The organism is Algoriphagus sp. TR-M9 (assembly GCF_027594545.1).
Lineage (GTDB): Bacteria > Bacteroidota > Bacteroidia > Cytophagales > Cyclobacteriaceae > Algoriphagus > Algoriphagus halophytocola.
On sequence record NZ_CP115160.1, the window covers coordinates 2,187,751 to 2,213,985 of the forward strand.

The 26,235-nt window shown below is 42.0% G+C and carries 24 protein-coding genes; 19 read left to right on the forward strand and 5 right to left on the reverse strand.

Annotation, left to right across the window (positions count from 1 at the left end; translation table 11 throughout):
• The first annotated feature begins 366 nt into the window (after positions 1-366).
• The 4 genes from PBT90_RS09490 (at position 367) to PBT90_RS09505 (ending at position 4,971) form a co-directional block, all read left to right on the forward strand.
• Positions 367-1,470, forward strand: a complete 1,104-nt coding sequence (locus tag PBT90_RS09490; protein ID WP_264810178.1) for an alanine racemase — start codon at positions 367-369, stop codon at positions 1,468-1,470.
• 170 nt (positions 1,471-1,640) lie between these two features.
• A complete protein-coding gene (locus PBT90_RS09495; RefSeq protein ID WP_264810179.1) occupies positions 1,641-3,773 on the forward strand; it encodes a polysaccharide lyase family 8 super-sandwich domain-containing protein in 2,133 nt (710 codons plus the stop codon).
• A 15-nt stretch (positions 3,774-3,788) separates the two neighbouring features.
• Entirely contained in the window at positions 3,789-4,283 is a 495-nt protein-coding gene (locus tag PBT90_RS09500) for an SRPBCC family protein (RefSeq protein WP_264810181.1), read from the forward strand.
• Positions 4,284-4,338: 55 nt separating this feature from the next.
• Positions 4,339-4,971: a DUF2306 domain-containing protein gene (locus tag PBT90_RS09505; protein WP_264810182.1), complete on the forward strand. Its 633-nt coding sequence runs from the start codon at positions 4,339-4,341 to the stop codon at positions 4,969-4,971.
• 56 nt (positions 4,972-5,027) lie between these two features.
• Here PBT90_RS09505 and PBT90_RS09510 read toward each other — a convergent pair whose 3' ends face one another.
• Positions 5,028-5,615 carry a hypothetical protein gene (locus PBT90_RS09510; RefSeq protein ID WP_264810184.1) on the reverse strand — a complete coding sequence of 196 codons (588 nt, stop codon included), beginning with the start codon at positions 5,613-5,615 and terminating at the stop codon, positions 5,028-5,030.
• 499 nt (positions 5,616-6,114) lie between these two features.
• On the opposite strand from PBT90_RS09510, the gene PBT90_RS09515 reads away from it, so the two are divergent.
• Entirely contained in the window at positions 6,115-7,311 is a 1,197-nt protein-coding gene (locus tag PBT90_RS09515) for an esterase (RefSeq protein WP_264810186.1), read from the forward strand.
• A 248-nt stretch (positions 7,312-7,559) separates the two neighbouring features.
• Entirely contained in the window at positions 7,560-7,931 is a 372-nt protein-coding gene (locus PBT90_RS09520) for a hypothetical protein (protein ID WP_264810187.1), read from the forward strand.
• Positions 7,932-8,006: 75 nt separating this feature from the next.
• Here PBT90_RS09520 and PBT90_RS09525 read toward each other — a convergent pair whose 3' ends face one another.
• Positions 8,007-10,085: a S9 family peptidase gene (locus PBT90_RS09525; protein ID WP_264810189.1), complete on the reverse strand. Its 2,079-nt coding sequence runs from the start codon at positions 10,083-10,085 to the stop codon at positions 8,007-8,009.
• 145 nt (positions 10,086-10,230) lie between these two features.
• Here PBT90_RS09525 and PBT90_RS09530 point away from each other — a divergent pair, with 145 nt between their 5' ends.
• Together PBT90_RS09530 and PBT90_RS09535 are read left to right on the forward strand one after the other, a co-directional pair.
• Entirely contained in the window at positions 10,231-10,695 is a 465-nt protein-coding gene (locus PBT90_RS09530) for a GyrI-like domain-containing protein (protein ID WP_264810191.1), read from the forward strand.
• Between the two features lie 43 nt (positions 10,696-10,738).
• The gene (locus PBT90_RS09535) at positions 10,739-11,299 is read left to right on the forward strand and encodes a DinB family protein (RefSeq protein ID WP_264810192.1); all 561 of its coding nucleotides are present in this window, start codon (positions 10,739-10,741) and stop codon (positions 11,297-11,299) included.
• 93 nt (positions 11,300-11,392) lie between these two features.
• Here the strand turns inward: PBT90_RS09535 and PBT90_RS09540 are convergent, their stop codons facing one another.
• From PBT90_RS09540 to PBT90_RS09550, 3 genes are all read right to left on the reverse strand, one after another.
• On the reverse strand, positions 11,393-12,778 hold the full coding sequence (locus PBT90_RS09540; RefSeq protein ID WP_264810193.1) for an arginine decarboxylase: 1,386 nt from the start codon (positions 12,776-12,778) through the stop codon (positions 11,393-11,395).
• A 282-nt stretch (positions 12,779-13,060) separates the two neighbouring features.
• The gene (locus tag PBT90_RS09545) at positions 13,061-13,498 is read right to left on the reverse strand and encodes a hypothetical protein (protein WP_264810195.1); all 438 of its coding nucleotides are present in this window, start codon (positions 13,496-13,498) and stop codon (positions 13,061-13,063) included.
• A gap of 123 nt (positions 13,499-13,621) precedes the next feature.
• Positions 13,622-14,770 carry a methionine aminotransferase gene (locus PBT90_RS09550; RefSeq protein WP_264810196.1) on the reverse strand — a complete coding sequence of 383 codons (1,149 nt, stop codon included), beginning with the start codon at positions 14,768-14,770 and terminating at the stop codon, positions 13,622-13,624.
• A gap of 320 nt (positions 14,771-15,090) precedes the next feature.
• On the opposite strand from PBT90_RS09550, the gene rocF reads away from it, so the two are divergent.
• The 11 genes from rocF (at position 15,091) to hisB (ending at position 26,132) form a co-directional block, all read left to right on the forward strand.
• Positions 15,091-16,041, forward strand: coding sequence for an arginase (gene rocF / locus PBT90_RS09555; RefSeq protein WP_264810198.1), 951 nt, complete (start codon positions 15,091-15,093; stop codon positions 16,039-16,041).
• Positions 16,042-16,132: 91 nt separating this feature from the next.
• Positions 16,133-16,528, forward strand: coding sequence for a GxxExxY protein (locus PBT90_RS09560; protein ID WP_264810199.1), 396 nt, complete (start codon positions 16,133-16,135; stop codon positions 16,526-16,528).
• A 62-nt stretch (positions 16,529-16,590) separates the two neighbouring features.
• Entirely contained in the window at positions 16,591-18,381 is a 1,791-nt protein-coding gene (gene argS / locus PBT90_RS09565; protein WP_264810201.1) for an arginine--tRNA ligase, read from the forward strand.
• Positions 18,382-18,383: 2 nt separating this feature from the next.
• Entirely contained in the window at positions 18,384-18,953 is a 570-nt protein-coding gene (locus tag PBT90_RS09570; RefSeq protein WP_264810203.1) for a glutathione peroxidase, read from the forward strand.
• Positions 18,954-18,973: 20 nt separating this feature from the next.
• Entirely contained in the window at positions 18,974-19,894 is a 921-nt protein-coding gene (locus tag PBT90_RS09575; protein ID WP_264810204.1) for a 1,4-dihydroxy-2-naphthoate polyprenyltransferase, read from the forward strand.
• Positions 19,895-19,957: 63 nt separating this feature from the next.
• Positions 19,958-20,815, forward strand: a complete 858-nt coding sequence (locus PBT90_RS09580; RefSeq protein ID WP_264810206.1) for a universal stress protein — start codon at positions 19,958-19,960, stop codon at positions 20,813-20,815.
• Between the two features lie 78 nt (positions 20,816-20,893).
• Complete coding sequence (locus tag PBT90_RS09585; protein ID WP_264810207.1) at positions 20,894-21,247, forward strand: translation initiation factor; 354 nt, start codon at positions 20,894-20,896, stop codon at positions 21,245-21,247.
• A gap of 525 nt (positions 21,248-21,772) precedes the next feature.
• Positions 21,773-22,633 carry an ATP phosphoribosyltransferase gene (hisG, locus tag PBT90_RS09590; protein ID WP_264810208.1) on the forward strand — a complete coding sequence of 287 codons (861 nt, stop codon included), beginning with the start codon at positions 21,773-21,775 and terminating at the stop codon, positions 22,631-22,633.
• 38 nt (positions 22,634-22,671) lie between these two features.
• A complete protein-coding gene (gene hisD, locus PBT90_RS09595) occupies positions 22,672-23,967 on the forward strand; it encodes a histidinol dehydrogenase (RefSeq protein ID WP_264810210.1) in 1,296 nt (431 codons plus the stop codon).
• Complete coding sequence (hisC, locus tag PBT90_RS09600; RefSeq protein ID WP_264810211.1) at positions 23,964-25,031, forward strand: histidinol-phosphate transaminase; 1,068 nt, start codon at positions 23,964-23,966, stop codon at positions 25,029-25,031. Before hisD ends, hisC begins: the two co-directional genes overlap by 4 nt.
• 3 nt (positions 25,032-25,034) lie before the next feature.
• The gene (gene hisB, locus PBT90_RS09605) at positions 25,035-26,132 is read left to right on the forward strand and encodes a bifunctional histidinol-phosphatase/imidazoleglycerol-phosphate dehydratase HisB (RefSeq protein ID WP_264810212.1); all 1,098 of its coding nucleotides are present in this window, start codon (positions 25,035-25,037) and stop codon (positions 26,130-26,132) included.
• Positions 26,133-26,235: the final 103 nt, after the last annotated feature.

Genomic DNA, 26,235 nt, shown 5'->3' on the forward strand with positions numbered 1-26,235 from the left:
GCAAGGGCGGAACCCATAAAAAATTTCTCGCGGCGGCGCAACGGCGCGGCGATAAAAGAGATTAGTGAAAATCTAATAGGTGATTATTTACGAAATACGATATACGGGATTTTTGAGCAGTTGAAATGATTTATAAAATCAAGCCTCCTTCAACACTAAAGGAAAATAGAAATTGCGCCTTTGCGCCCTTGCGGGAGATTTTTTATTCCATTAAGCCAAAGAAAGAACCTTTTATCCTTCGCCGCTCCGCTGCGTCGCCGCGAGAAAAAACCCAAGCTCCATCCTCAGGAATCTCGTAATTCATATTTCTCACCTCGCAAATCTTTCTTACTTTCAATAAAATTTTTAATAACTCAACAATCACCAATGAGCTACCTAGATAAAATAACCTCTCCTACCCTACTTCTTGACGAGAAAATCTGCCGGGCAAACATCAAGCGCATGGCAGACAAAGCCGCTAGACACGACATGAAATTGGTTCCGCATTTCAAAACTGCGCAATCCAACCAAATAGGCGACTGGTCCAAGGAATATAATATCACAGAGATTACGGTTTCCTCAGTAAAAATGGCCGAATATCATGCTGGTCAGGGCTGGGTAAATATTCATATCGCATTTCCATTCAACCCCCTCGAGATCCCCAAACTTAACGAAATAGCAGCCCGCCAATCCATGTCCGTACAGCTCATCAATGCTGATACTGCGCGCATGCTTGCGGATCAATTGGAACATACCGTAGGTTTTTTCATAGAAATAGACGCAGGCTATGGCAGAACGGGTGTAGAAGTGAGTGATTTTGGTCTGATCGAGGAAATCCTACTCATCGCCAAGAATTCAGATAAATTGAAATTTAAGGGCTTTTACTTGCATGCAGGACATTCCTATTACATGCCCGATATTCCTGAGTTGTATGAGCAAACGAGAAATGCACTTAGCATGCTGAAGCATAAATACAACTCTGAATACCCGCATTTACTCACCCGAACCGGCGACACCCCAGGCTGTGCGGTGATGGAGGACTTTGGCGATATAGATGAGATGGGGCCTGGGAATTTTGTGTTTTATGATATGATGCAAGTGGATTTAGGTAGCTGCGATCGTGAAGATGTAGCAGTTTGCTTAGCGGTACCTGTGGTCGATATCAAAAAGGATAAGAAAGAAATTCTTGTCCATGGTGGCGGGGTACATTTGGCCAAGGATGTTTTAGTAGGAGAAAATGGGCTGAAAAACTTTGGCGAGGTAGTTTTATTAAATGAAAATGGCTGGACCATTACAGAGCAAAAATCTTTCGTGAAGAGTATCTCGCAGGAGCACGGTCTCATTAAAGCTACCGATGAATTGCTGGAGCAAGTGAAAGTAGGCGATATCTTGGGGATTTTACCAATCCACTCCTGCATGACAGCTGATGCGATGGGAGGCTATATGACTTTGGATGGAAAAATGGTGGATCACGCGGAGGGCTGTGTCTAGCAAAAAGATTATTGACTAAAAAACTAAATTTTGATAAAACCACTTATCAACACGCGAAGACTAGGTAAACTTGCCTAGTCTTTTTACTTAAATTCAACTATTTTTAAAAAGATAATCTTATGTTTTAATAAGAAACATATTTCTATTCTGTGCCAAGTAATTTTAAAATCATGTATCGTTTATCTAGCTTTTTACTCCTAATCTCCCTACTATTTTCTAGCAATTTTCTTTTTGCCTATCAGGTATCAGATTTCGAACTTATCAGAAACCGAGTATTTCAAGAATATCAAAATTCTCCAAACTCAGCTCAGCTGGACAAGGAAGCGAATACCGTACAAAAGGAAATTCAGCCAGACGGTAGTTGGCCGGACATCAACTATGCTGACAAATCCATGACAGGTTGGAAGCCGGACCTGCACATCAAGAGAATCGGTATCATGGCCAAAGCCTACAGCCGAAAAGGAACCAAGTTTTACTTAAGCGCCAGTACACATCAGCGCATTATCAACGCCATGAACTATTGGACAAATTTAACTCCTGAACCAAGTTCGAAAAATTGGTGGTGGCTGAGTATTAGCGTCCCAAAGGAAATTGGACAGCTATTGATCGCAATGCGGACGGTAGAACCTGGGGTACCGGCAGATTTGGAGGAAAAATTAATCAGCTGGATGAGCAAAACAGCTTCTATCACAAAATCACCTGGAAAGGACGGTTCCAATCTCACGGATATTGCGCAGCATATGATCATGCAAGCTGCACTGACGGAAAACGCTGACCTTTTAAAACAGGCAGTTAGTGCCACCTCAGCAAATATCAGAATCAGCTCAAAAGACGGTATCCAAAGCGACATGTCGTTTCATGCCCATGGGCCTGAATTATACATGCATGGCTATGGACGTGAATTTCTTTCAGGCATACGAAATATCGCTGTTTATATAAAGGGAACCAGTTTTTCCTTTACGCCTGAACAGATCGCTTTGATTTCAGACTTTACCAGAAATGGCTACCTGCAAAGCATGCGAGGCAAATATGTGGATTACAGCGTAATAGGCCGCGGCATTGCCAGAAATAATGCCACCAGAACCAATTCAGGTTTGATCAAACAAATCATGGAGATAGACCTGGAAGAGCATCAGGATGAATATAGAAAAGCTATAGCTAGAGTTGATGGTAAAGAGCCGATCTCCCACGGCATTACTCCTAGAAACATTCATTATTGGAGGTCAGACTACACTGTTCATCACAGACCCGAATTTATGGTAAGTGTGAATATAGCATCAAACCGAACGATAAGAACTGAGTCAGGAAATGGAGAAAACTTAAATGGCCAATTTCTCACCGAAGGGGGGATGAATATAGCGGTAGATGGAAACGAATATTTCAATATTTTTCCAAACTGGGAATGGAATAAAATACCCGGTACTACTACTCCTGAAAACAAAAAATTAAGAAAACGTACGAATTGGGTAGCGGATTCTGGAAACGCTGACTTCGTAGGAGGAGTTAGCAACGGGCTCAACGGTATCGCAGTTTATGCTATGGAGGCTTACCGAACCACAGCAAACAAATCCTGGTTTTTCTTTGAAGATAAAATCATCTGTATAGGAGCTGGCATCGAAGCTGACCGAGAGGAAAACATAGTGACCACAGTCAATCAATCCCTACTCAAAGGAGAGGTGGAAATTGCTGAAAAAGAGTCTTTTGAAATTTTCCCACAAGGTGCAGAATCCAACCTAAAAAAAGTATCCTATGTACTACATGACCAAATAGGATACTATTTTCCAGAGAATTCCAACCTAATGCTTTCAACCAAAAATCAAGCTTCTTCCTGGTCAGAAATTAATGCCAATTCATCTAAAAAAACCATAAATCAGGATGTTTTTAAACTTTGGATCAATCATAAAGTAAATCCAAAAAACGACAGCTACGCATATGTCATATTACCTGGAGTAGAGAATAGAGAAGCACTCCTGAGCAAAAACCCAAGTACTATTAAAATCCTCAGCAACACTTCAAAAGTCCAAGCCGTTGAGGATGAGAAGAATGGCCTGGTAGGTTTTGTATTTTATGATAAGGGAGCTTTCGAAAGCGGAGACCTCAGAATTTCATCCTCAGCGCCAGCTGTTGTGCTCATTCAAAAGCAGGATACCCACTTGAAAATTTCATTAGCCGAGCCTACCCAAAAACTAACAGGCAAAGTATCACTGAGCATTAATTCAAAGGGCAATAATCAAACCATTGATTTTGATTTACCTACAGGAAATAAGGCTGGATCTACAGTCAGTAAAACCATCGACCTCTAAAATTCTAATCCAGATATGTCTGCTCAACTCGAAATCACCAGATACTTTTCCAAATCAAAAGAAGAAGTTTACCAAGCATTTACTACCGCCGAAAGCCTAAAGCAATGGTGGGGACCGACAGGGTTTGAAATGGAAGTTAAAACCTTTGAATTTTATCCTGAAGGCAGAGTTCACTTTGTATTGAAGAACAAGGAGGGCTATAAAATGTGGGCCAAATGGATCATCCAGGAAATCGAAGAATCTTCCAAACTTCAGTTTATCAATAGCTTTTCTAATGAAGCAGGTGAAACAGTCAAAGCTCCTGAAGTTCCTTTTGGCCCGAATTGGCCAATGGAAATGATTGTGGATCTAGAGTTCTATGAAGAAGCTGGAAAAACAAGAATTGATTTAGTCTCTTTAGCTCACAATGCTTCTGAAGCTTCCAAGCAGGTATTCGAAGAGAATATTTGCAATATGGAACAGGGGTTTGGAGGCACTTTTGACCAATTAGAGAACTATCTCTCCAAATAAAAATCAATACATTTCAACCACCTCAAAACTCAATTCTTTCAACCTAAAAGCATTCATGAAAGCTATATTCAAGAAATTTGGCTGGTGGATATTTGCATTCCTTTGTACCATTATTGGCCTCTACCCTGCCCTTTATTTTATCCTAGATAGAAACTTCGGACTTCTCCAATCCAAAACTGAAGAACTATTACTCAATCCTATTTGGAATGCAGCTTTCTATACTCACATCATTTTAGGAGGACTTTCCTTGTTGATTGGATGGACCCAATTCCCCAAAGCCTTTCGGGACAAAAACCGAAAAATCCACAAGAAAATCGGTATGGCATATGTCACATTTGCATTCTTCAGTAGCCTTGCCGGAATATATATTGGGCTATATGCCACGGGGGGAATAGTCAGTATAATGGGCTTTGTTTTTCTTGGAATCATCTGGCTCTTTACCACTATGATGGGCTGGGTAACCGCCAAACGTCTAAATTTTGATGCTCATGAGGATTGGATGATCTATAGCTACGCGGCATGTTTTGCGGCAGTAACCCTGAGAATCTGGCTTCCAATTCTTATCACCTTGCATCAAGGGGAGTTTATACCTGCTTACCGTATGGTGGCTTGGCTTTGCTGGGTGCCAAATATGGTGGTGGCTTTTTGGCTAGTGAGAAAAAGGCAAGTTTTACGGCAAAGCTATTGACCCCATAAAAAAAGCCCCGATCCGAAAATCAGGGCTTCTTTACAAGTGTTTAAGTTTTAAAAGTGCAAGGTCTTCATTCTTCCTTTTGCGTCAGTCAGTTCCATGTAAATTTCATCAGCGCCAATTCCGTTGAAAGAGTAATTTTTGGCGAAGCCTTCTGGCTGATCTACCTTCTCTTGATAGATTACTTTGTCTGTGATGGCAGAAAAGACTTTTACCTGCACGCCTGGCTCAAGCAGCCCTACCACAGATAAGCGTATGGTGTGGTCATTCATGATTTTACCATAGGCCATCAGAGGCAAAGCCGCGGCAGGGTTTGGCTGCTCCTTAGTTTCAACTTTGTATTGAATCTCTTCGTCTTCAGTTTCGATTCTAATCTGATACTCTCCTACCGGAAGATTTGCCAGGTCATAAGGCACGACCACATTTTGATCTTTTACCTTCACCTTTCTGCTGTTCAGGTATTTTCCTTCAGGAGTCAAAATAGAAATTCTCGCTATTCCTACCCCTTCCTTCAAGGTTACATTTACCTTTTTAAAATTGGTATTCACTGCTGAAAGTTCTTTTAAATCTTCGCTTGCATCGGCTGCGAATGCGCCAAAAGATAATGCGCCTGCTAGTGCTACTGTGAATAAAGTCTTCATAATAATTTGTTGGTTTAGAGTTATGCTTCTCCTCTTGCCAAGCTCATACCAATTGAAAATCCGGAAGATGAGAAAAACCTGAGAAAAATAAGGTCATTAAGAAATCACAGAATTTAATTCCGAAAAATTCATTGATTTTTAACCAAACCTGCACAATTATCGGTCAGTCTAGTGTTCGATTGCTATGCCAGCGGACACTTTTATGGTTTTTACCCCAAAATTCAGGTTGCGGCATTCCAGCATTGTTAAGGAAATTTAATTTCAAAAAACATGTATTTCCTAGGGTGCCAAAATAAAAAGGCTGTACTCTTGTTCACTTGCGTACACTTTTCGTCCGATGATAGGCAAAGAAGCGGACAAACCTGCTTTGGAATAGTAGGTTTTGACAAGAAGCCTACCTCCTTAATTTCAAAACAAAGTCTTAAAATTATATAAGTGTCATTATGACACAATAGAAAATAATCCCTACCTTTTCAATCCAATCCAAAAAAACCTATCTATGAGAAAACAATTACTACTGACATTCCTATCCCTAAGTTTGATCGGAATTCAGTCAAAAGCACAAGAAGCCTTATTTGGTGCACAGCAGATCACTTCACCAGAAATCCATGATGATTCCCGGGTGACATTTCGTATTTCAGCACCTAATGCAGAAAATGTACAAGTTACCGGGGATTTCCTGCCTACAGTAAAAATGGAAACTCCAATGGGTGAAATGGACGGGCCTGGCGCTGCGGAATTGATCAAAAATGAGCAAGGTATATGGTCATTTACCACAGAAAGTTTAAGTCCAGAACTCTACTCCTATTCCTTCATCGTAGATGGACTACGGACCACTGATCCCAATAATCCATTTTTGATCCGGGATGTAGCTTCTGTTACCAATGTTTTTCTGGTAGGTGAAGGTCAAGCCGCACTTTATCAAGTCAAAGATGTCCCTCATGGATCTGTAAGCAGACGCTGGTACGACTCACCCGGTCTAGGAATGGATCGCAGATTGACCGTTTACACTCCTCCAGGATATGAGCAATCAAAGGAAAAATTCCCGGTTCTTTACCTTCTTCATGGCGCTGGAGGTGATGAAGAAGCCTGGATAGCTCTGGGCAGAACCGCACAAATCATGGACAACCTCATCGCTCAGGGTAAAGCTAAACCAATGATTGTGGTGATGCCGAATGGAAATGTGATCCAAGATGCAGCTCCGGGTGAAGGAAGTGAAGGGATGTACAAACCAAATTTCATGGTACCAAAGACTATGGACGGAACCTACGAAGCAAATTTCATGGACATTGTCAAATTCGTAGAAAATAACTACCAGGTAAAAGCCAACAAAGCGAATCGAGCCATAGCTGGACTATCCATGGGTGGCTACCACACCATGCATATATCAAGATATTATCCAAACACCTTTGATTATATGGGACTGTTCTCAGCGGCGATAATGCCTAGAGAAGATGCTACAGGCAAGGTTTATTCAGATATAGATGGCACGCTGAAAACTCAAATGGACAATGGCTATGAACTCTACTGGATCGCCATTGGCAAAACAGATTTTCTTTATGATGCCAATACCGAATTCAGAGCTAAACTTGACGAAATGGGTATGCCTTATGAATACGTAGAGTCAGAAGGCGGGCATATTTGGAGAAACTGGAGGGTGTACCTGACCCAGTTTGTCCCCATGCTCTTCCAGTAAACACATAGTCAAAAAAGAGGCTGTCTCATAACGCGTACTTGTCACATTGAACGAAGTCAAATTCGGCATAATTAGCGCAAACAAGGTTTCTCTTTCGCTCCGCGCGGCAAGAAAACCTAACTATGATACAGCCTCTTTTTATGCATTTTTTAACAAATGAGTGATCAATAAGTTAGCACTTCCTCTAATTTTTCAACTAAATTAGGAGGCATCACGTAGCATTGATTGTTAACCATAAGCAAATTAAAATGAGAACTTTACTTTTCGCGCTATTCATCTTTACCCTGGCAGGCACCTCCTCTTATGCTCAGGGAGTCCTCCCTAAAAGCCTGGAGACATTGGAGAAGCCCACCATTCCGTTTGATATCAAAGCCCCTATTACCATGGACACTTTGGAGTTCGATAGCAAGCTGAACTATTCATTGAAAGATCAACAAGAACTGTTTGCAGCTCCAAAGGGCTCATACTTTGACCTGAGAAGAGAGATACCTCCAGTAGAGCTTCAGGATGAACAAGTAGATTTAATGCCTATTTATGAACCACAGGGTGATTTTGCCATGCGTACTTACGTGCCGGATTCTTCTAAAAATTATACCATTCGCATCAAGAAACATGAATAGTGATCTATTCCAGGCCATAAAAAAACCCTGATTGGAATGTTCTAATCAGGGTTTTTTATTGAAATCAAGGCTAGTTTACCTCACCTCTTCTTTGTAATCTGTCACTAGGTGTTCAATAAAGAACTCCATCATTCTGTCCCTATTCAGGGCGGTGTGTCCACCATCAGGAGCGATCTGAACCTCTATGCTTTTACCAGCATCCTGGAAAGCTTTGATCAACTGAAGTGAATTAGAAGGGTGCACATTATTATCCGCAGTTCCAAAGAAAACTAAAAGTTCACCTTCTAGCTGGTCTGCCATATTCATCAAGCTAAACCGGTTATATCCTTCTAGATTATTGTCCAAGGTGCTCATGAAACGCTCCGTATAGATATTGTCATAAAGTCTCCAATCTGTCACAGATGAATTGGCGACGGCAGCATGAATCAAATCCGGGAACCTCAAAAGCATGGTGGCAGCGGTAGTACCTCCATAAGAAGTACCATAGACTCCTACTCGGTCCTTGTCAAAATAAGGTCTGTCATGCAGGGACTTGATGCCTTCGGCAAAATCATCCATTTCTACCAAACCTAAATTCCCGTACAATTGGTCCAATAGTCTTTTACCCCGGCCACGCACGTTTCTGCCGTCTATATTCAACACCAAGAACCCGTATTCAGTCAAAGGGTCAGGATACGTGAAATTTTCCCGGAAAGCATTGGTAGCAGGTCCTCCATAATTGCTCAGGATGACCGGATATTTCTTATTCGGGTCAAAATCAGAAGGGAAATGGATCATACCATGAAGCGCTGTTTCTCCATCTTTGGAAGTAAAAGTAAATACTTCAACTTTTTTCAGACCCAGCTCTTCAAATTTACTCATGTCGCTTTTCTCCAGCTCGGCTACCACTTTTCCTTTTGCATTCACCAAATTGGTAAAGGGAGCTACATCATGCTTTTGCGCTACATCTACAAAATACTTTCCATCAGGAGATATATCCACACTGTGATTCAAAGTAGGATCAGTCAATCTAGTATCCTTGGTACCATCAAAGTTCACCCTGTGCAATTGCATCAGCATGTGATTTTCACCAGATCTAGCCATGTAATATAGCGTTTCATCTTCCTCATCTACCTTGACAATATTGGCAACTTCAAAAGGATGAGTAGTAATCGCATTTACTAAAGTCCCGTCAAAATTGTACAAGTAATAGTTATTGAAACCAGAGCGCTCAGATGCCCAGATGAAATGCTCTCCATCTTCCAAAACTTTCATTTCCGGAGAATTTACCACAAAACTTGGCAGCCACTCTTCGCGGATTACAGTTCTGCTCTTTCCGGTTTCCGGATCTGCAGCACGAAGTTCCATGATGTTCTGTCTTCTATTGGTGCTATGGTAAAGCAACTCTTTGCCGTCAGGAGTCCAAGAAATATCGTAAATGTAGGTACCCAAATCCCCATCACTATATGGCTTACCATCTCTGATATCCAATTCAGTCATTTCCTTGGTTTCCAAGTCATAAACCATTAAATCCACCGGGAGATTGGGTTCGCCTACCTTAGGATAAGCTTCGATTTCCAAAGAATCATAAAGACTCAATTGATTCAACAGTACATAGTATTTCTTCACATCTTTCTCTACGAATCTGTAAAAAGCAATTTTCTTACTGTCTGGTGACCACCACATGGCAGTGGACTGGCCGAGCTCCTCTCCATAGACCCAGGTAGCAATGCCGTATTTTACCTGGTTTTCCTCATTTCCATCAGTAGTAATCGCTACTACGCCACTCCCGTCAGGCTTACTGATGTACATGTTTCTGTCTTGGGTGTAAGCCTTCACATTGCCATCTGGCGAAATCGCAGATTCATACTGGCGACCACGCGCTGGCCTGTTCCATGACCTCCTGGCTGGACGCTCTGCTTCGCCCACCTCAGTGGCTGACTTTGACTTTAGGGAGTAATAATATTTTTTTCCATCCTTCACATATTCAAATCCACTTCCATCCTCTTTCCAGCTGGTATTCAATGCTCCGGATTCTACAGAACCGCGGATTTGGGGCGCTATTTCTTGATATTGCTCATAGCCAGGCATGGACTGGAGTTTGTCCTGAGCATGGCTGACTGATATGGATGCAGCAAATGCCGCAGCCATAGTAAGGATAAACTTATTCTTCATATTTGATTTGGGTTGATTTTATTCCAGTTGCGATGATACTATTTTTAGCTGTAATTAGCAGGGATAAATACATATAAGGTTTGATGCCGGGTTTAAACCCTACCGAACTAACCTTATTTTCAACCTAAATTTTTGAACTGCATCCATGAAAAAACTGTCTCTTCCCAAAATTACACTTCTAGGTATAAAATTGCCTTCCAAAACTACCAACCGAAACGAACAGGCCATGCAGGACTGCGGAGCGCTTTGGCAGCGATTTGAACAGGAGAAAGTCTATGCTGCCATTCCAACAAAACTACGCGAAGAGGTTTATGCCGTTTATTTTGATTATGAGGGCGATCACACTGCTCCTTATTCTTACTTCATAGGATGCCCGGTAGAGGATTCCACTTCATGTCCTCCTGGTTTAGAGACTTTGACAATTCCAGCCGATTCCTTTTTAAAACTAACTGCGCGTGGAAAAATGCCGGACTGTGTGGCCAATGCCTGGCGCGAAATCTGGAAATCTGATTATGGGAGATCCTATCACTTTGATTTCGAAATCTATGATCAAAGAAGCCAGGACTGGTCCAATGCTGAAGTGGACATTTATTTATCAGCAGAACGCTAGGCTATATTTTAGTACATTTATAATAAACCTTATTTTAAATAGAATGAAACAGTCATTGCTAATACTTCTCATGCTGATTCAGGGAGCCACATACTCTTTCGCTCAGCTGACTATATCTCCTGCTAAAGGCTATGATCATGACATAGGAAATATGATTTCTATGCTGGAAGACCTAAGGGCGAGGATAATCCGCAGCACGGAAGGTTTAAATCAAGCCCAAACAGACTTTTTGCTGGATGAAAAAGCAAACCGAATCGGTGCTATGATCATGCACTTGGCAGCTACGGAAGTTTATTACCAAGCATACACTTTCGAAAGAAGATCCTTTAATGAAGAGGAAAAAGCGAAGTGGGAGACGGCACTTTATCTTGGCGAAGATGCTAGGAATGAGTTTGTAGGAAAACCAATTAGTTACTATCTGGATGCCTGGACAGAAGTTCGGGTTAAAACCAAAGAACTGCTAAAAACCAAAGATGATGATTGGTTTTCATCCAATATCGAAGGTGAAAAGGTCAGTAATCACTGGGCTTGGTTTCATGTGATGGAGCATCAGGCCAATCATATGGGACAAATCAATATGCTGAGGAGTCGCTTGCCTGAGTAATAATCTTCTACACCTCCTTAATCTCAAAAGGCAATCGGTCCTTAGTCAAGGAAGATGAAAAAAACCGCTCTCTTTCGGGAGCGGTTTGATTTTTTAATATCCAAGAGTCTTTAACATACTCTCTTCCGTCTGGTCTTCTGCGAAGAGTCGGTGGGTAACGTTTCCATCTTCATCCCGATCGATTAGCACGTGCTTTGGCGCAGGAATCAAGCAGTGCTGAATTCCTCCATAGCCACCCAGTGATTCCTGATAGGCTCCAGTATGGAAGAAACCTAAATACTGCACTTTCTGCTCAGGTTTCGGAAGGTAAATATTGTACTGGTGGGCTTCTGAATTATAGTAGTCCATACTATCACAGGTCAATCCACCGAGATTGATATTATGATATTCAGCATCCCAGTTATTCACAGCCAGCATGATGTACTTCTGATTCAGACCCCAGCTATCAGGAAGTTGGGTAATGAATGAGCCATCTATCATGTACCAAAGCTCCTTGTCGTTTTGCAGCTTTTCTTCCAAAACAGAATAAAGCACCGCTCCACTTTCACCTACAGTATAACTTCCAAACTCTGTGAAAATATTCGGTTCGTCGGTATTGTTCTTACCGCACATCCACTTAATATTTTTCACGATTTGCTCCGCCATGTACTGGTAGTCGTAATCGAAAAAGACATTGGTCTTGATCGGCCATCCACCTCCAATATCCATGGTATCCAGTGAAGGAGCTACCTTTTTCAGATCCACATACTTCTGGATGAACCTAGTGAGCTCAGACCAGTAATAAGCGGTATCTCTGATTCCGGAATTGATAAAGAAATGCAGCATTTTCAAGCTTACATTCGGATTGTCTTTGATTTTCTCCTCGTAAAGCTTGATTATGTCGTTGTATCTCACTCCGAGCCTGGAGGTATAAAAACCAAACTTTGGCTCCTCATCAGCTGCGATTCTGATCCCAACCTGAAAAGGCACTTTCACATGCTCCAGGTAATAATCGATCTCCGTCAGGTTATCCAAAATCGGCACGCAGTTTACAAATCCATCATTGAGCAATTCAGAAATATATTGTTTGTAAAGCTCTCTTTTGAAGCCGTTGCAGACTATAAAAGTATCCTTGGTGATCTTGCCCTGAGCATAGAGACTTCTTACCAAAGGAATGTCAAATGTCGAAGAGGTCTCGATATGAATATCATTTTTCAGCGCTTCATTCAGCACAAAAGAAAAATGAGAGGACTTGGTACAATAGCAATACGTGTACTTTCCCTTGTAATCATGCTGCTCCATCGCATTCTTAAAATACGTCTTGGCATTCTGAATACTTTCAGAGATTTTGGGCAGATAGGTCAGTTTAAGTGGAGTACCGTAGGTTTTGATGATTTCCATCATATTCACTCCATTGAAGTGCAGTTCATTGTTTTCTACCTTGAACTCTTTAGTAGGGAAATCAAATGTCTGCTCAATCAGATCTTTATATGTATTCATTAGCAAGAATCATTGGTGTTAAAGCCCTACAAAAATTGCTTTTTATTAGGGGATTTCAAATGAAAAAAGGACAAATCCCAACAGACTGTCCCTTAAATTTTAAAAATTTAATAATTCAACCTGATTATCCCCAATAATGCCAGTAGATAAAGAATGTGGCTGGATAGTAGCGGATAATCGTCCATCAACAACAGTCCACTGTCCATAGCACGTAGCAAGAAACCTTAAGCCATAATTGCTCTCGCTACTGGTAAGAAAGCGGGGATCCATACAGTTCAATAATTAGGAAGCCTCTCCCATGAGACTGCTGTGGAGCAATGACTGCTCTGCTTTAAAGACATTTCTATTCAAGATAATCTCCTTGAGAATTTTCTTAAACTTGATTTCATTGTTCAAGAGCCCAATTAACTGTGCAAAATAAAGATCAGCCTCCGCTCTTTTAGAAATGGGATAATGGAAGAAAGCAGCTTGCTCAGAAGTAGAAAAATTGAGTTTCAGAAAACTGGGTTTGCCAGCAGCACTCAAACCTCTAAACAGCGGAAATAAGAATTCAAATCCTGACTCAAATTTGCAAACCCCTTGGATTATTTCACCAGACTTTTGATTGAAAACCCTTAATACTTGCTGCTGATTTAAGCCTTGGTTGGTATCAGTCCGTGTCAGGACTTGATTTATATTAGAATTTTTTTGGGGAGAAATTTGGGCTAAAGATGCGTTCATGGCTGAATAGTAGATTAGTTTTCAAGCCAAATATATTACTGTTTTACACTTTTACCTATTTTCCCTATCATTTTTATAGGGTATTAACAAAAAGATAAACTCAAGCCCTTACTAATCTGCATCTTAAATTTTAATATTTTTGATTTTTTCTAGTGCGTCTAGCAGTTCTTTCTCTTCTTTAGCAAAGCAAAATCTAAGAATTTTCAAGTCCCTTTTATCCGAGAAAAAAACAGATATCGGAATACTCGCTACAGCAATTTCCTTGGTCAATCTCACAGCAAGCTGGTAATCATCTTCATCAGAGAGATGGCCGTATGAAACCATCTGAAAGAAACTTCCCTGAGCAGGAGTAAATACAAAAGGGGTTTCCTTCAAACCTTCACAAAACAAATCTCTTTTTTTCTGATAAAAGTCAGAAAGTCCTAGGTAGCGAGAGGGATCTGACATGAAGTCGGCCAAGGCATATTGTAAAGGCGGAACGGTTCCGAAAGTCAGAAATTGATGAATCTTTCTGAATTCTTCTGTGAGTCTTGGCGGTGCGAGGCAAAAACCGATCTTCCAGCCGGTCACGTGAAAGGTTTTACCGAAAGAACCACATACAAAAGTTTTAGCTCTCAATACAGGGTGGGTCAGCAAGGATAAATGTTTCCTACCATCAAAAGTAATATGCTCATAAACTTCATCACTTACGACTAGAATTGCACTATCCTGAACTAACTCAGCCAAAGTATCCAGGTCATTTTGGGTCCATACATAACCACTGGGATTATGAGGAGTATTCACCATGATCAATCTGGTCTTGGCAGTGATGGCTGTTTTGACCTTCTCCCAGTCTACCGAAAAGTCTGGCATTTCCAGCGGAACATAAACAGGAATACCTCCATTCAATTTCACTGCCGGGGCATAGCTATCATAAGCAGGATCTAAAAGTATCACTTCATCACCAAGCTTTACCACTGCAGCCACAGCTGCATATAGTGCCTCAGTCGCACCGGAAACAACCGTTACTTCACTTTCTGAATCAAGGTCAACCCCATAAACCAACTTACTTTTCTCAGCGATACGCTGACGTAAAGCTCCTACTCCACTCATAGGTCCATATTGGTTCAATCCTGCCCTCATGTATTGATCTACCAGATCAAGCAACTCTGGATCACAATCGAAGCCAGGAAATCCCTGCGATAAATTTATGGCTCCACAGTCACTGGCAAGCTTAGACATGACTGTAAAAATAGTTGTCCCGACCTCAGGTAGTTTAGATGAAATAGTCATAATTCAAAACTATTGATATTAAGTTAGTAAACTCTATTATAGGATTATTTCCCGCAGATACGCTCAGAAAAATAAGGCAGATTTTCGCTGAATGTATCTTTCGAATAGTTTCAAAACCTAAAATTTGAGATCTGAGGATATCTGCGAATCTTATCAGTGAACATCTGCGGGAAAAACCGAAACTATAATTAAAACTCCTCACCACAATTTTGAACTTTGCTAAAGGCGCATTGCTTATTGAAAATTGATCATTTAAGGGCATTTTTAACTACTTTTGCCTCGCTAAAACCTACCCAATTTAACTTTAAAAACTAGCTAGAATGCGAGATATCAGATTAGTAGAAGTACGTTCAGAAATTGCCGCCGGCACCCGGGGAGCAAGCCTAGGCATAGAGGCATTGAAAATTGCCAGCTTAGACAAAAAATCTGACTTTTTCACCAAGTTTGATCCCATCAACGTCCCAGACGCGAACAACTACCTCTGGAAAGGAAACAACTTTCCACATGCCAAGTACATTGACGGAGTCTATCAGGTACTTAAAAATGTGTATTCGACTATAGAATCTTTGAGGATGGAAAAGAAGTTTCCCATTGTACTGGCAGGCGATCACAGCACCGCCGCCGGAACCATCATGGGAATCAAAGCTGCCGATCCTGACAAGCGATTAGGGGTGATATGGATAGATGCACATGCGGACTTACACACTCCCTACACCACCCCTTCTGGAAACATGCACGGGATGCCTTTGGCCATGGTGTCTGGTCTGGATAATCTCGACTGCCAAAAGAACGAACCTAGCGAAGAAACACTTGCGCTCTGGAAAAGAATAAAAAAAATCGGTGGAGACAGTCCGAAAATCGATCCCAGCGATATTGTCTTTATCACAGTCAGAGATACCGAGGCACCGGAGGATCATCTGATTAAAAACTACGGGATCAAAAACTTTAGCACGGAAGAGGTAAGAACTAAAGGAATCGATCAAATCGCCGAGGAAGCGCTGGAAAACCTGAAGGAATGCGATCAAATCTATATTTCCTTTGATGTAGACAGTCTGGATAGTTCTATCTCTGTGGGAACTGGCACCCCTGTTCCTGACGGGCTCACAGTGCAGGAGGCGATAGAGTTAAATGTCAAACTCATTCAAGACAAGCGTGTGTGCTGCTGGGAAATCGTAGAAGTAAACCCCACGCTCGATTCGGAGAATGTGATGGCTGAAAATGCTTTCGAAGTCCTCGAAGCAACGACCAAAAGCTTGGTGGATAATTTTTAATTATAGGAAACCACAGGGTTCACAGAGGGAAACACAGCGGCCACAATGAGAAATTTTATCCTTATTTTCAATTGAAAGTAACATTAAGATTATGGAACGCTCTGATTTGTCTTTAGAAAATGACCTTGCCACCAAAGTAATTGGGCTAGCAATGGAAGTTCATACCCAACTAGGACCCGGTTTATTAGAAAATGCCTATAAACAGGCCTTGGCATTTATACTCAAAAATGAAGGCCTATTCGTAGAAGTTGAAAAGAAAATGCCATTGATTATTGACGGTGTGGCATTAGAAAATGGTTATTGCATTGACATTTTAGTAGAAAGAAAGCTAGTTTTGGAGTTGAAAGCTGTAGAAAGAACCACAAATATTCATTTTGCCCAGACACTCAATTATGTAAAGCTTGGCAAATTCAAATTAGGACTTTTAATTAATTTCAATGTCCCAAGGCTCAGACTTGGAATTAGAAGAGTAATAAATACGAAATAAATACCTTAAAATATTCACAGCGGACTCTGCGCTACCCTCTGTGCCCTCCGCGGTTAAATCCCATGAACATACAAGAATCAATACATAACGGCATTCAGCTTGCCTTTCAGAATATTTTCAACCATGAGCTTCCGCTGGATCAGATCAGCCTGGCTCCTACGCGAAAGGAATTTAAGGGCACCTACACATTTGTGGTTTTCCCTTACTTGAAAGTATCCAAAACCACACCTGAAGCCACGGCAAACCTGCTAGGCGATTACCTAAAGGAAAATGTAAGCGAAGTTTCAGGTTTTAATGTAATGAAAGGATTTTTGAACCTGGAACTGGACAATAGGAGTTGGCTAGATGTTTTCCAGAAGCTGTTTACCTATGAAAACCTGGGGCAGCTCCCAGCCAAAGGCGAAAAAGTGATGGTAGAGTATTCCTCCCCCAATACCAACAAACCCCTTCACCTGGGCCATCTGAGAAACAACTTTTTGGGCTTTGCCGTGGCACAAATTCTGGAAGCAAATGGCTACGAAGTCATCAAGGCTAATCTGGTAAATGATCGTGGCATCCACATTTGTAAGTCAATGGTGGCATACCTGCATTTTGGCAATGGAGAAACTCCAGAATCTTCTGGGCTAAAAGGAGATCATCTGGCTGGAAAATACTACGTGATCTTTGACCAGAAATACAAAGAAGAAATAGCCAAACTCAAAGAACAAGGCCAATCCGAAGAAGAGGCTAAAAAGAACGCACCTCTCCTGCTTGAGGCACAGGATATGCTTCGCAAATGGGAAGCCAATGACGAAGAAGTCGTGACGCTCTGGAAGCAGATGAACGAATGGGTTTATGCTGGATTTGACAAAACTTACGAACGCATGGGCGTCAGTTTTGACCAATACTATTATGAATCAAACACCTACTTGCTAGGCAAGGATATCGTGACTGAAGGCCTGGAAAAAGGCGTTTTCTTCAAAAAAGAAAATGGCTCCGTCTGGGTGGATCTGACCGACGAAGGATTAGATGAAAAGTTGGTTTTACGAGGTGACGGCACCTCTGTTTACATCACCCAAGACATGGGGACGGCTGATCTGAAATATGATGATTTCGGAATCAGCAAGTCCGTATATGTAGTGGGTAATGAACAGGATTACCACTTTGATGTCTTGTTTAAGATCATGAGAAAACTAGGCCGTCCCTATGGCGAAGGGCTATACCATTTATCCTATGGAATGGTAGATTTGCCTACCGGTAAAATGAAATCCCGCGAAGGCACAGTGGTAGACGCAGATGACCTGATGCAGGAGATGGTCGATACTGCCGCCCAGCACACCAAGGAACTCGGGAAAATCGACGGATTCAATGAGGCTCAAGCTGCAGAATTATATGAAACATTGGGGCTGGGGGCCCTGAAATACTTCTTGCTGAAAGTAGACCCTAAAAAGCGCATGCTGTTCAATCCACAAGAATCCATAGAGTTTCAAGGAAACACCGGGCCATTCATCCAGTATTCTCATGCTCGCATCGCTTCCATTTTGAGAAAAGCAGATCAAATCGGAGTAGCCTACCAAAATGCAGATTTCTCTCAAATCGCCAAAATTGAAGAATCTGAATCCAGCCTTATCTATCTGCTGAATGAGTTTGAAAAGAAAATAGCCCAGGCTGGCACGGATTATTCTCCGGCTATTTTGGCACAATATCTTTTCGATTTAGCTAAGGAATACAACAGATTCTATGCAGATCTCCCTATATTTCTGGAAAATGACTCAAGCATTTTGGCTTTCCGGGTGGCTCTGTCTGCACATACCGCCAAAACCCTGAAAAAAGGAATGAAGCTTTTGGGAATCACAGTACCTGATAGAATGTAATTATGAAAAATTTATTATTTCTAGGATGCTTAATCCTGCTAGTAAGTGCTTATGCCATCAGCAGTACGCATGCTGCCAAGTCAAAAAACAACATGGAAAAGTCCTTTTACGATTTCAAAATGAAGGATCTGAATGGGAAAGAAGTTGACTTCAGCTCCTTCAAAGGCAAGAAAATCATGGTAGTAAATGTAGCTTCCAAATGCGGCTATACCCCGCAGTACGAGGAATTGCAGAAACTTTATGCCGCGCACTCCGATAAATTGGTCATTTTAGGATTTCCAGCCAATAACTTTGGAGGACAAGAACCAGGATCAAACGAAGAAATCAAATCGTTTTGCACAGAGAATTATGGCGTGACCTTTCCAATGTTTGAAAAAATCTCCGTGAAGGGATTTGACAAGCATCCCATCTATAGGTGGCTTTCAGATGCGGACCAAAATGGCTGGAACAATGAAGAACCTAGCTGGAATTTCTGCAAGTATATTTTGGACGAACAGGGAAAGTTACTCGAGTTTCTCCCCTCTAAAGTATCACCGCTGGATGAGCAAATCATAGCATTAATCAACTCCTAATCCACACGATTGACTTCCGAGTGAAACAAAGCATTCAATCAAAAAAAGAAGCCTGGCTGCATGCAGTCAGGCTTCGAACTTTACCTTTAGCTCTGGCGAGTATTTTTGCAGGGTCTTTTCTAGCCGCATACCACGAGGTTTTCCGTTGGGAAATTTTGGTATTGGCTTCCTTCACCACCATATTTCTCCAAATACTTTCCAATCTCTCCAATGACTACGGAGACACAGTCCACGGAGCAGATCACCAAGACCGAAAAGGGCCCGTAAGAGCTGTGCAGTCCGGTCTCATCAGCTTGGAAGAGATGAAAAGGGCAATGTATTGGTTTGCAGGATTGGCTTTAGTATCTGGGTTGTTATTAATTTATCTGGCTGTACAAAGCTGGTTAGTCATCGCTTTATTTATAGTCCTGGGTCTCTTGGCGATTTGGGCATCGGTATCTTATACCTCCGGCTCAAATCCCTATGGCTACCTGGGCCTGGGAGACATTTCCGTTTTTCTTTTTTTCGGTTTGCTTGGAGTCTTTGGGACTTACTTTCTGCACAGTTTATCCTGGGACAATGCTGTGGTCTGCATAGGCGTAGCCCTGGGGCTGTTCAGTGCCGCCGTATTAAACATCAATAACATCCGGGACATAGAGTCTGACCAGATCGCAGGCAAGAAATCTATCCCTGTGAGAATTGGGAAAAACTTGGCTGTAAAATACAACTGGTTTTTAATCCTTGGAGGAAATATCTCCCTGCTAATATTCGTTCTGTTAAGCAAAGAATGGGGAGCACTTCTGGCCTATTTGATACTTCCATTTCAGCTTAAAATCGGACTTGGGGTACAGCAGGGAAAAGAGTCTTCAGAGATTGACCCTTATTTAAAAAAAATGGCAATCAGCACGCTATTTTGGGTAATCTTATTTGGGATTGGATTGCTTTTTTTAGGAAAAAGCTGACAAAAGTCCTTTTCTACTCCCCTTTTTTCGGCTAATTTGGCATAAACCATAACACCATATTTTATGACTAAAGTACTTGTCCCATTCGATTTTTCAGAGCAAGCCCAAAATGCCCTGGATTTCACCCTGGCAATATCCGAAAAACTGGAGAACGCTCGCATTGTTGTTCTCCACGTAGTAGAGGTTCCCTCCTCTGCGAATTTAGGAACTATGGGAGGAGGAGAAATGATCCCGGAAATGGACAATCAGATCTTCTTTATAGAACTGATGGATCGTAGAAAAAAACAGTTTAAAGAACTCGAAGAAAAATATGCTGCCAGCTCTTTTAATCTGACTACAAAAATTACGTTAGGAAATGCCTTCTCTGGTATAGATGATGCAATCAACGACGAAGAACCAGATCTGGTCATCATGGGCTCCAAAGGCACCAGTGGCCTAGAAGAAATTCTGATCGGTAGCAATACCGAAAAAGTAGTGCGTACAGCGAAATGCCCTGTACTGACAGTGAAAAGCAAAGTAGATCCCGTTAATTTCAAGAAAATTGTATTTGCCAGCGACTTCAGAGAAGATGATTCCGTGCTCGTCTCCAGGATCATTACTTTGCAGAAGCTTTTTGATGCTGACCTTTACTTGGTCATAGTCAATACGCCGAGCAACTTCGAAACCACGCGGGAATCAAGCATGCGCATCAAGACCTTCGTCAACCATAATAAGATAGAAAATGCGGTGGCAGAAATCTATAATTCCACTTCAGAAGAAGCTGGAATTGTGGAATTTGCGGAAGATATAGATGCAGATTTGATCGCAATGGCCACTCATGGTCATACTGGATTTATTCACCTGATGACAGGAAGTATAGCCGAAGATGTGGTCAATCACGCCAAGAGGCCGGTCATGACTTTCAAAATAAGCAAGAAATAGAATTACCTGATCAGATCAGATCAGAAAGGAAAAATAGCTAAAGCATTTGCCATGTACCGGCAGGTGCTCATTTTAACTATGGGAAGAAAAAACAACGACTGGAAAAAGCGAGATGGGGTAGTTTATTCTACCAGTGATGACTTTGAATTCGATACTGGGCAAGAAGATCAAAATGAAACCTTGGCCCCTAATCAGCAGAACCTGAAAGTAATGCTGGATAAAAAAGCCAGAGCTGGTAAAAAAGTCACTTTGATAGATGGATTTGTAGGTTCTGACGAAAGCCTAAAAGAGCTCGGTAAACTGCTCAAAAACAAATGTGGAGTAGGTGGCTCAGCAAAAGACGGAGAAATATTAATCCAGGGCGATCATAGAGATAAGGTACTGCAGATCCTGCTCGACGTTGGATACAAAGCGAAAAAGTCCGGAGGCTAAGTACTTTTGCCCCTTTTCCCATTATCCTAAAACCACAGACCAGTTCAGACCATCAGAGGCAGGGCGCAGGTATTTTTGGTGCAGATCCTGAGAGTATTTGCTATTCCGCTATGGCTATAAGGGATATCGGGAGAAATTGTACGCCAATAGATCAATGCTTCTCTAATCATGAAATTAGGCGCGTAACTGATCATGCTACTCAAAAGTTGTTTCCAGAATAATCTCCTTCTATACCTAGCCTGGCAGTTTGATTTATTCCGCACAAGTTAACGTCCCCATAATCTATCCCTCAAAAAAACAAATTGCCATTTGCATTCTTTCATTCCATTCTTATATTTGCCATCAATAATGGAAAACAGCAATAGAAATATTGAATTTTTAGCAATTCAGCAAGCTCACTTGCTGCATCATTTCCATCATTCCTCCTGAGGAATATTTTTACTTACCCGGTGAAGCCGATGAAAGGGATTCCGCTTTTCACCAACATTTCTTACAATCTTTTACTTCTTAGCGTAACTTGCCAACATGGAAAAAATTATCCGTATTGCCGTACAGAAAAGCGGCAGACTATCAGATGACTCACTCAGCCTCATCAAAGAATGTGGTATTAAATTTTACAACGGAACCGGAAAACTAAAGTCCACTTCCACCAATTTCCCCATTGAATTTCTATTCTTAAGAGACGATGATATTCCCGGTTATGTGGCCGATGGAGTAGCTGATCTCGGCATCGTGGGACAAAACGAAGTTGTAGAAAAAGACAAAGACGTCACTACTTTAAAAGAACTGGGATTCTCCAAGTGCAGACTTTCACTAGCGGTGAGCAAAGGTCAGGAATACAAAGGTGTGGAATATTTTGAAGGAAAAAATATTGCCACATCCTACCCAAAAATTCTTGGGGACTACCTGAAAAGCAAAAACATCAATGCTGACATTCACGAGATCTCAGGATCAGTGGAGATAGCGCCGAGCATAGGCCTGGCAGAAGGGATCTGCGATATCGTCAGCTCAGGGAGTACACTCATGATGAACGGACTGAAAGAGGTAGAAGAAATCTTTAAATCTGAGGCTGTTTTGATAGCCAATAATAACCTTGAAGATTGGAAAAAGGAGATTGCAGAAAAGCTGCTTTTCAGAATCAATGCCGTACAAAAAGGAAAAAGCAGTAAATATGTTTTGCTGAATGCCCCAAATGAATCTATTGACAAAATCATCAGTCTGATCCCCGGCATGCGGAGCCCTACTATTTTACCTTTGGCCCAAAAAGGCTGGTCATCGGTTCATTCTGTACTCAATGAAGATCAATTCTGGGAAAACATAGAAGAACTTCGGGCTGCTGGAGCTGAAGGCATCTTGGTGGTTCCTATCGAAAAGATGATACTCTAACTAGCTCTACCCTACTCTAACCTAGACCAGAATTTAAGATGAAAATCCTAGATAATCCTTCGAAGGGAACTTGGAAAAAGCAACTGGCGCGCCCTGTTTTCAAAACGAAGCAAATCAACAAAATAGTAAAACCTATTCTCCGAAAGGTCAAAAGAAACGGCGATAAGGCGCTTTATAAATTTGCTCAGGAATATGATCATGTGGAGCTGGATTCACTTTTCGTCTCCGACCTGGAGAAAGCCAATGCTGCGGCAGCCATTTCTTCAGAACTGAAAGAAGCCATCCACACTGCAAAAGCCAATATTGAGCGTTTTCACCGTGCGCAGTTTACCCCGGAAATCGTGGAAGAAGTTATTCCTGGGGTCATTTGCCGAAGAAAAAGCGTGGCCATTCAACATGTAGGGTTGTATATCCCCGGAGGTACAGCGCCATTGTTCAGTACGGTTTTGATGCTGGGAATACCAGCCGTACTTGCAGGCTGTAAAGAGATAGTACTTTGCTCTCCTCCCAACAAAGAAGGAGAGATCCATCCGGCAATCCTCTACACAGCCAGCCTGATCGGTATCACAAAAATCATCAAATCCGGTGGAGCCCAAGCCATAGCTGCACTTACTTTTGGTACAGAGAGCGTCCCAAAAGTTGATAAGATTTTCGGGCCTGGAAACCAATTTGTCACTGCGGCAAAGCAAATCGCTACCAAATATGGTGTAGCTATAGACATGCCTGCTGGTCCTTCGGAGGTTTTGGTCTATGCGGATAGTACAGCCACTCCAGCATTTGTGGCAGCAGATTTACTATCTCAGGCAGAGCATGGGGTAGATAGCCAGGTTATTTTGGTCACTGACACTAAAAAGTTTGCGAAAAAAGTCCTGAAGGAAATTGAAAGTCAGCTGAGTGAGCTTGCGCGCAAGGACATAGCTGAAAAAGCACTGGAAAACTCCCGGGCGGTGATCATGGAAAACCGGGATGAGGCTTTGGAACTCATCAACTATTATTCTCCTGAGCACCTGATCATCAGCGTAGAGCATGAAGATAAGGCCGTTGAAGCTATTGTGAATGCAGGGTCGGTTTTCATCGGGAATTTCACCCCTGAATCAGCAGGTGACTATGCTTCTGGCACTAATCACACCCTCCCTACTTATGGCTATGCCAGAAATTACAGCGGAGTTTCTTTGGATAGTTTTGTTAAAAAAATCACCTACCAGAAGATCAGCCCGGAAGGATTGAAACAATTGGGGCCTACTATTGAAATCATGGCTGAAAACGAATTGTTAGATGCCCATAAAAACGCTGTATCCATCAGACTCGAATATCTTAAAACAAGCAAGAAATGAAGTTTGACCTAACTCCACTTTTACGACCGCACATCGTAGATTTACTTCCATACACTTCTGCGCGGGATGAATACACCGGAAAGGAAGGAATCTTCTTAGATGCCAATGAAAACCCTTACGGTTCAGTGACAGACCAGGATTTCAATAGATATCCGGATCCATATCAGCTAGACTTGAAAGCCGAAATAGCAAAAATAAAGCAGGTAAAACCTTCTCAGATTTTTCTCGGAAACGGCTCTGACGAAGCTATTGACTTGCTGTTTAGAGCATTTTGTAACCCCGGACAGGACAATGTAATCATCCTGCCCCCTACATATGGCATGTATGAAGTGAGCGCGGGAATCAATGATGTGGAAACCCGAAGGGTTCCCTTGACCGAGGACTTTCAGCTTCAGACCGATAAAATTCTGGATGCGGTAGACCAGCACACCAAAATCATCTTCGTTTGCTCTCCCAATAATCCTAGTGGCAACAAGGTCAATCGGGAAGATATTTTACGATTGATCCAGGAATTCCACGGTTTAGTGGTGGTAGATGAAGCTTACATCGACTTCAGTGATGAGCCTAGCTTCACCAATTTGCTACCTGAGTATGGAAATCTCCTGGTCATGCAGACTTTCTCCAAGGCCTGGGGACTGGCATCGCTGCGCCTTGGGATGGCATTTGCCTCCAAAGCTATGATCAAAATTCTCAATAGGATCAAACCCCCTTACAACATCTCAGGTTTGACCCAGGAAACGGTGCTGGCAGCAATCAAAAATGTAGATAAGGTCAACGCCATGATCGCGGATATGCTTCAAGAAAGAGATTTTCTGAAAGAGGAAATGGCAAAATTGGACTTTGTAGAAAAAATCCACCCTTCCCATGCCAACTTCCTTTTGGTGAAAATGCCCAATGCCAACCATGTGTATGATGACCTGATCGAAGAGCAAATCATCGTCCGAAACAGGTCCAAGGTTCAGCTTTGTGAAGACTGCCTCAGAATTTCTGTGGGTACCCGTGCCGAAAATGTAGCATTCATTGATGCTTTGAAAAAAATCTACGCAGAAAGTTTTAACCTTTAAATCATGAAGAAAAAAGTACTTTTTATCGACAGAGATGGAACCATCATTAAGGAACCACCAACTGATTTTCAAGTAGATAGCCTGGAAAAGCTCGAGTTTTTGCCGAAGGCAATTTCCAACCTCAGAAAGATAGCGGAAGAGACTGATTATGAGCTAGTGATGGTGACCAATCAAGATGGACTAGGAACTGATTCTTTTCCAGAGGACACCTTTTGGCCAGCACAATTCAAGATGCTCAAAACCTTGGAACAGGAAAACATTTTCTTCAAAGCTATCCACGTAGACAAAACATTTGAGCATGAAAATGCGCCAACTAGAAAACCAGGAACGGCATTACTTACGTCCTATTTTTCGGAAGAATACGATCTGGAAAATTCCTATGTGATCGGTGATAGACTGACGGATGTGAAGCTGGCAGAAAACCTGGGAGCCAAAGCAGTTTTTATCGGTGAGCAGGAAAGTAAAGCAGCGCTTTCTACTACAGACTGGGACGAGATCTACACCTTTCTGAAAATGCCGCCAAGAGCAGCTGAAGTAAGTAGAAAAACATCAGAAACGGATATCTACATCAAACTAAACCTAGACGGCAGTGGGCAATGCGATATCAAGACCGGATTGCACTTCTTTGACCATATGCTAGAGCAGCTGGGCAAGCACGGAAGTACAGATCTGGAGATTAAGGTAAAGGGAGACCTGCACATCGATGAGCACCATACCATAGAGGATACCGCTTTGGCCTTGGGAGAGGCTTATTTGAGGGCTTTAGGAGACAAAAAAGGCATTTACCGCTATGGCTTCCTACTCCCTATGGATGATGTACTCGCGCAGGTTGCCATAGACTTTGGCGGGAGACCCTGGATGGTTTGGGATGCAGAATTCAAGCGTGAAAAAGTTGGAGATATGCCTACTGAGATGTTCTACCATTTCTTCAAGTCCTTCTCCGATACGGCCAAATGTAACCTGAACATCAAAGCTGAAGGAGATAATGAGCACCACAAAATCGAAGCGATCTTCAAAGGTCTGGCCCGTGCGATAAAGATGGCTGTAATGCGGGATCCTAGCAATATCAACCAACTGCCAAGTACTAAAGGAGTACTTTGATCACCAGTAGCTTAAGGCTAGTGAGACAAAAAGCAGCTTATTGCTGTAAATGAAGTAAGGATTAGGAATTTTTCACCTTAAAAATTTTTCCTAATCCTTATTT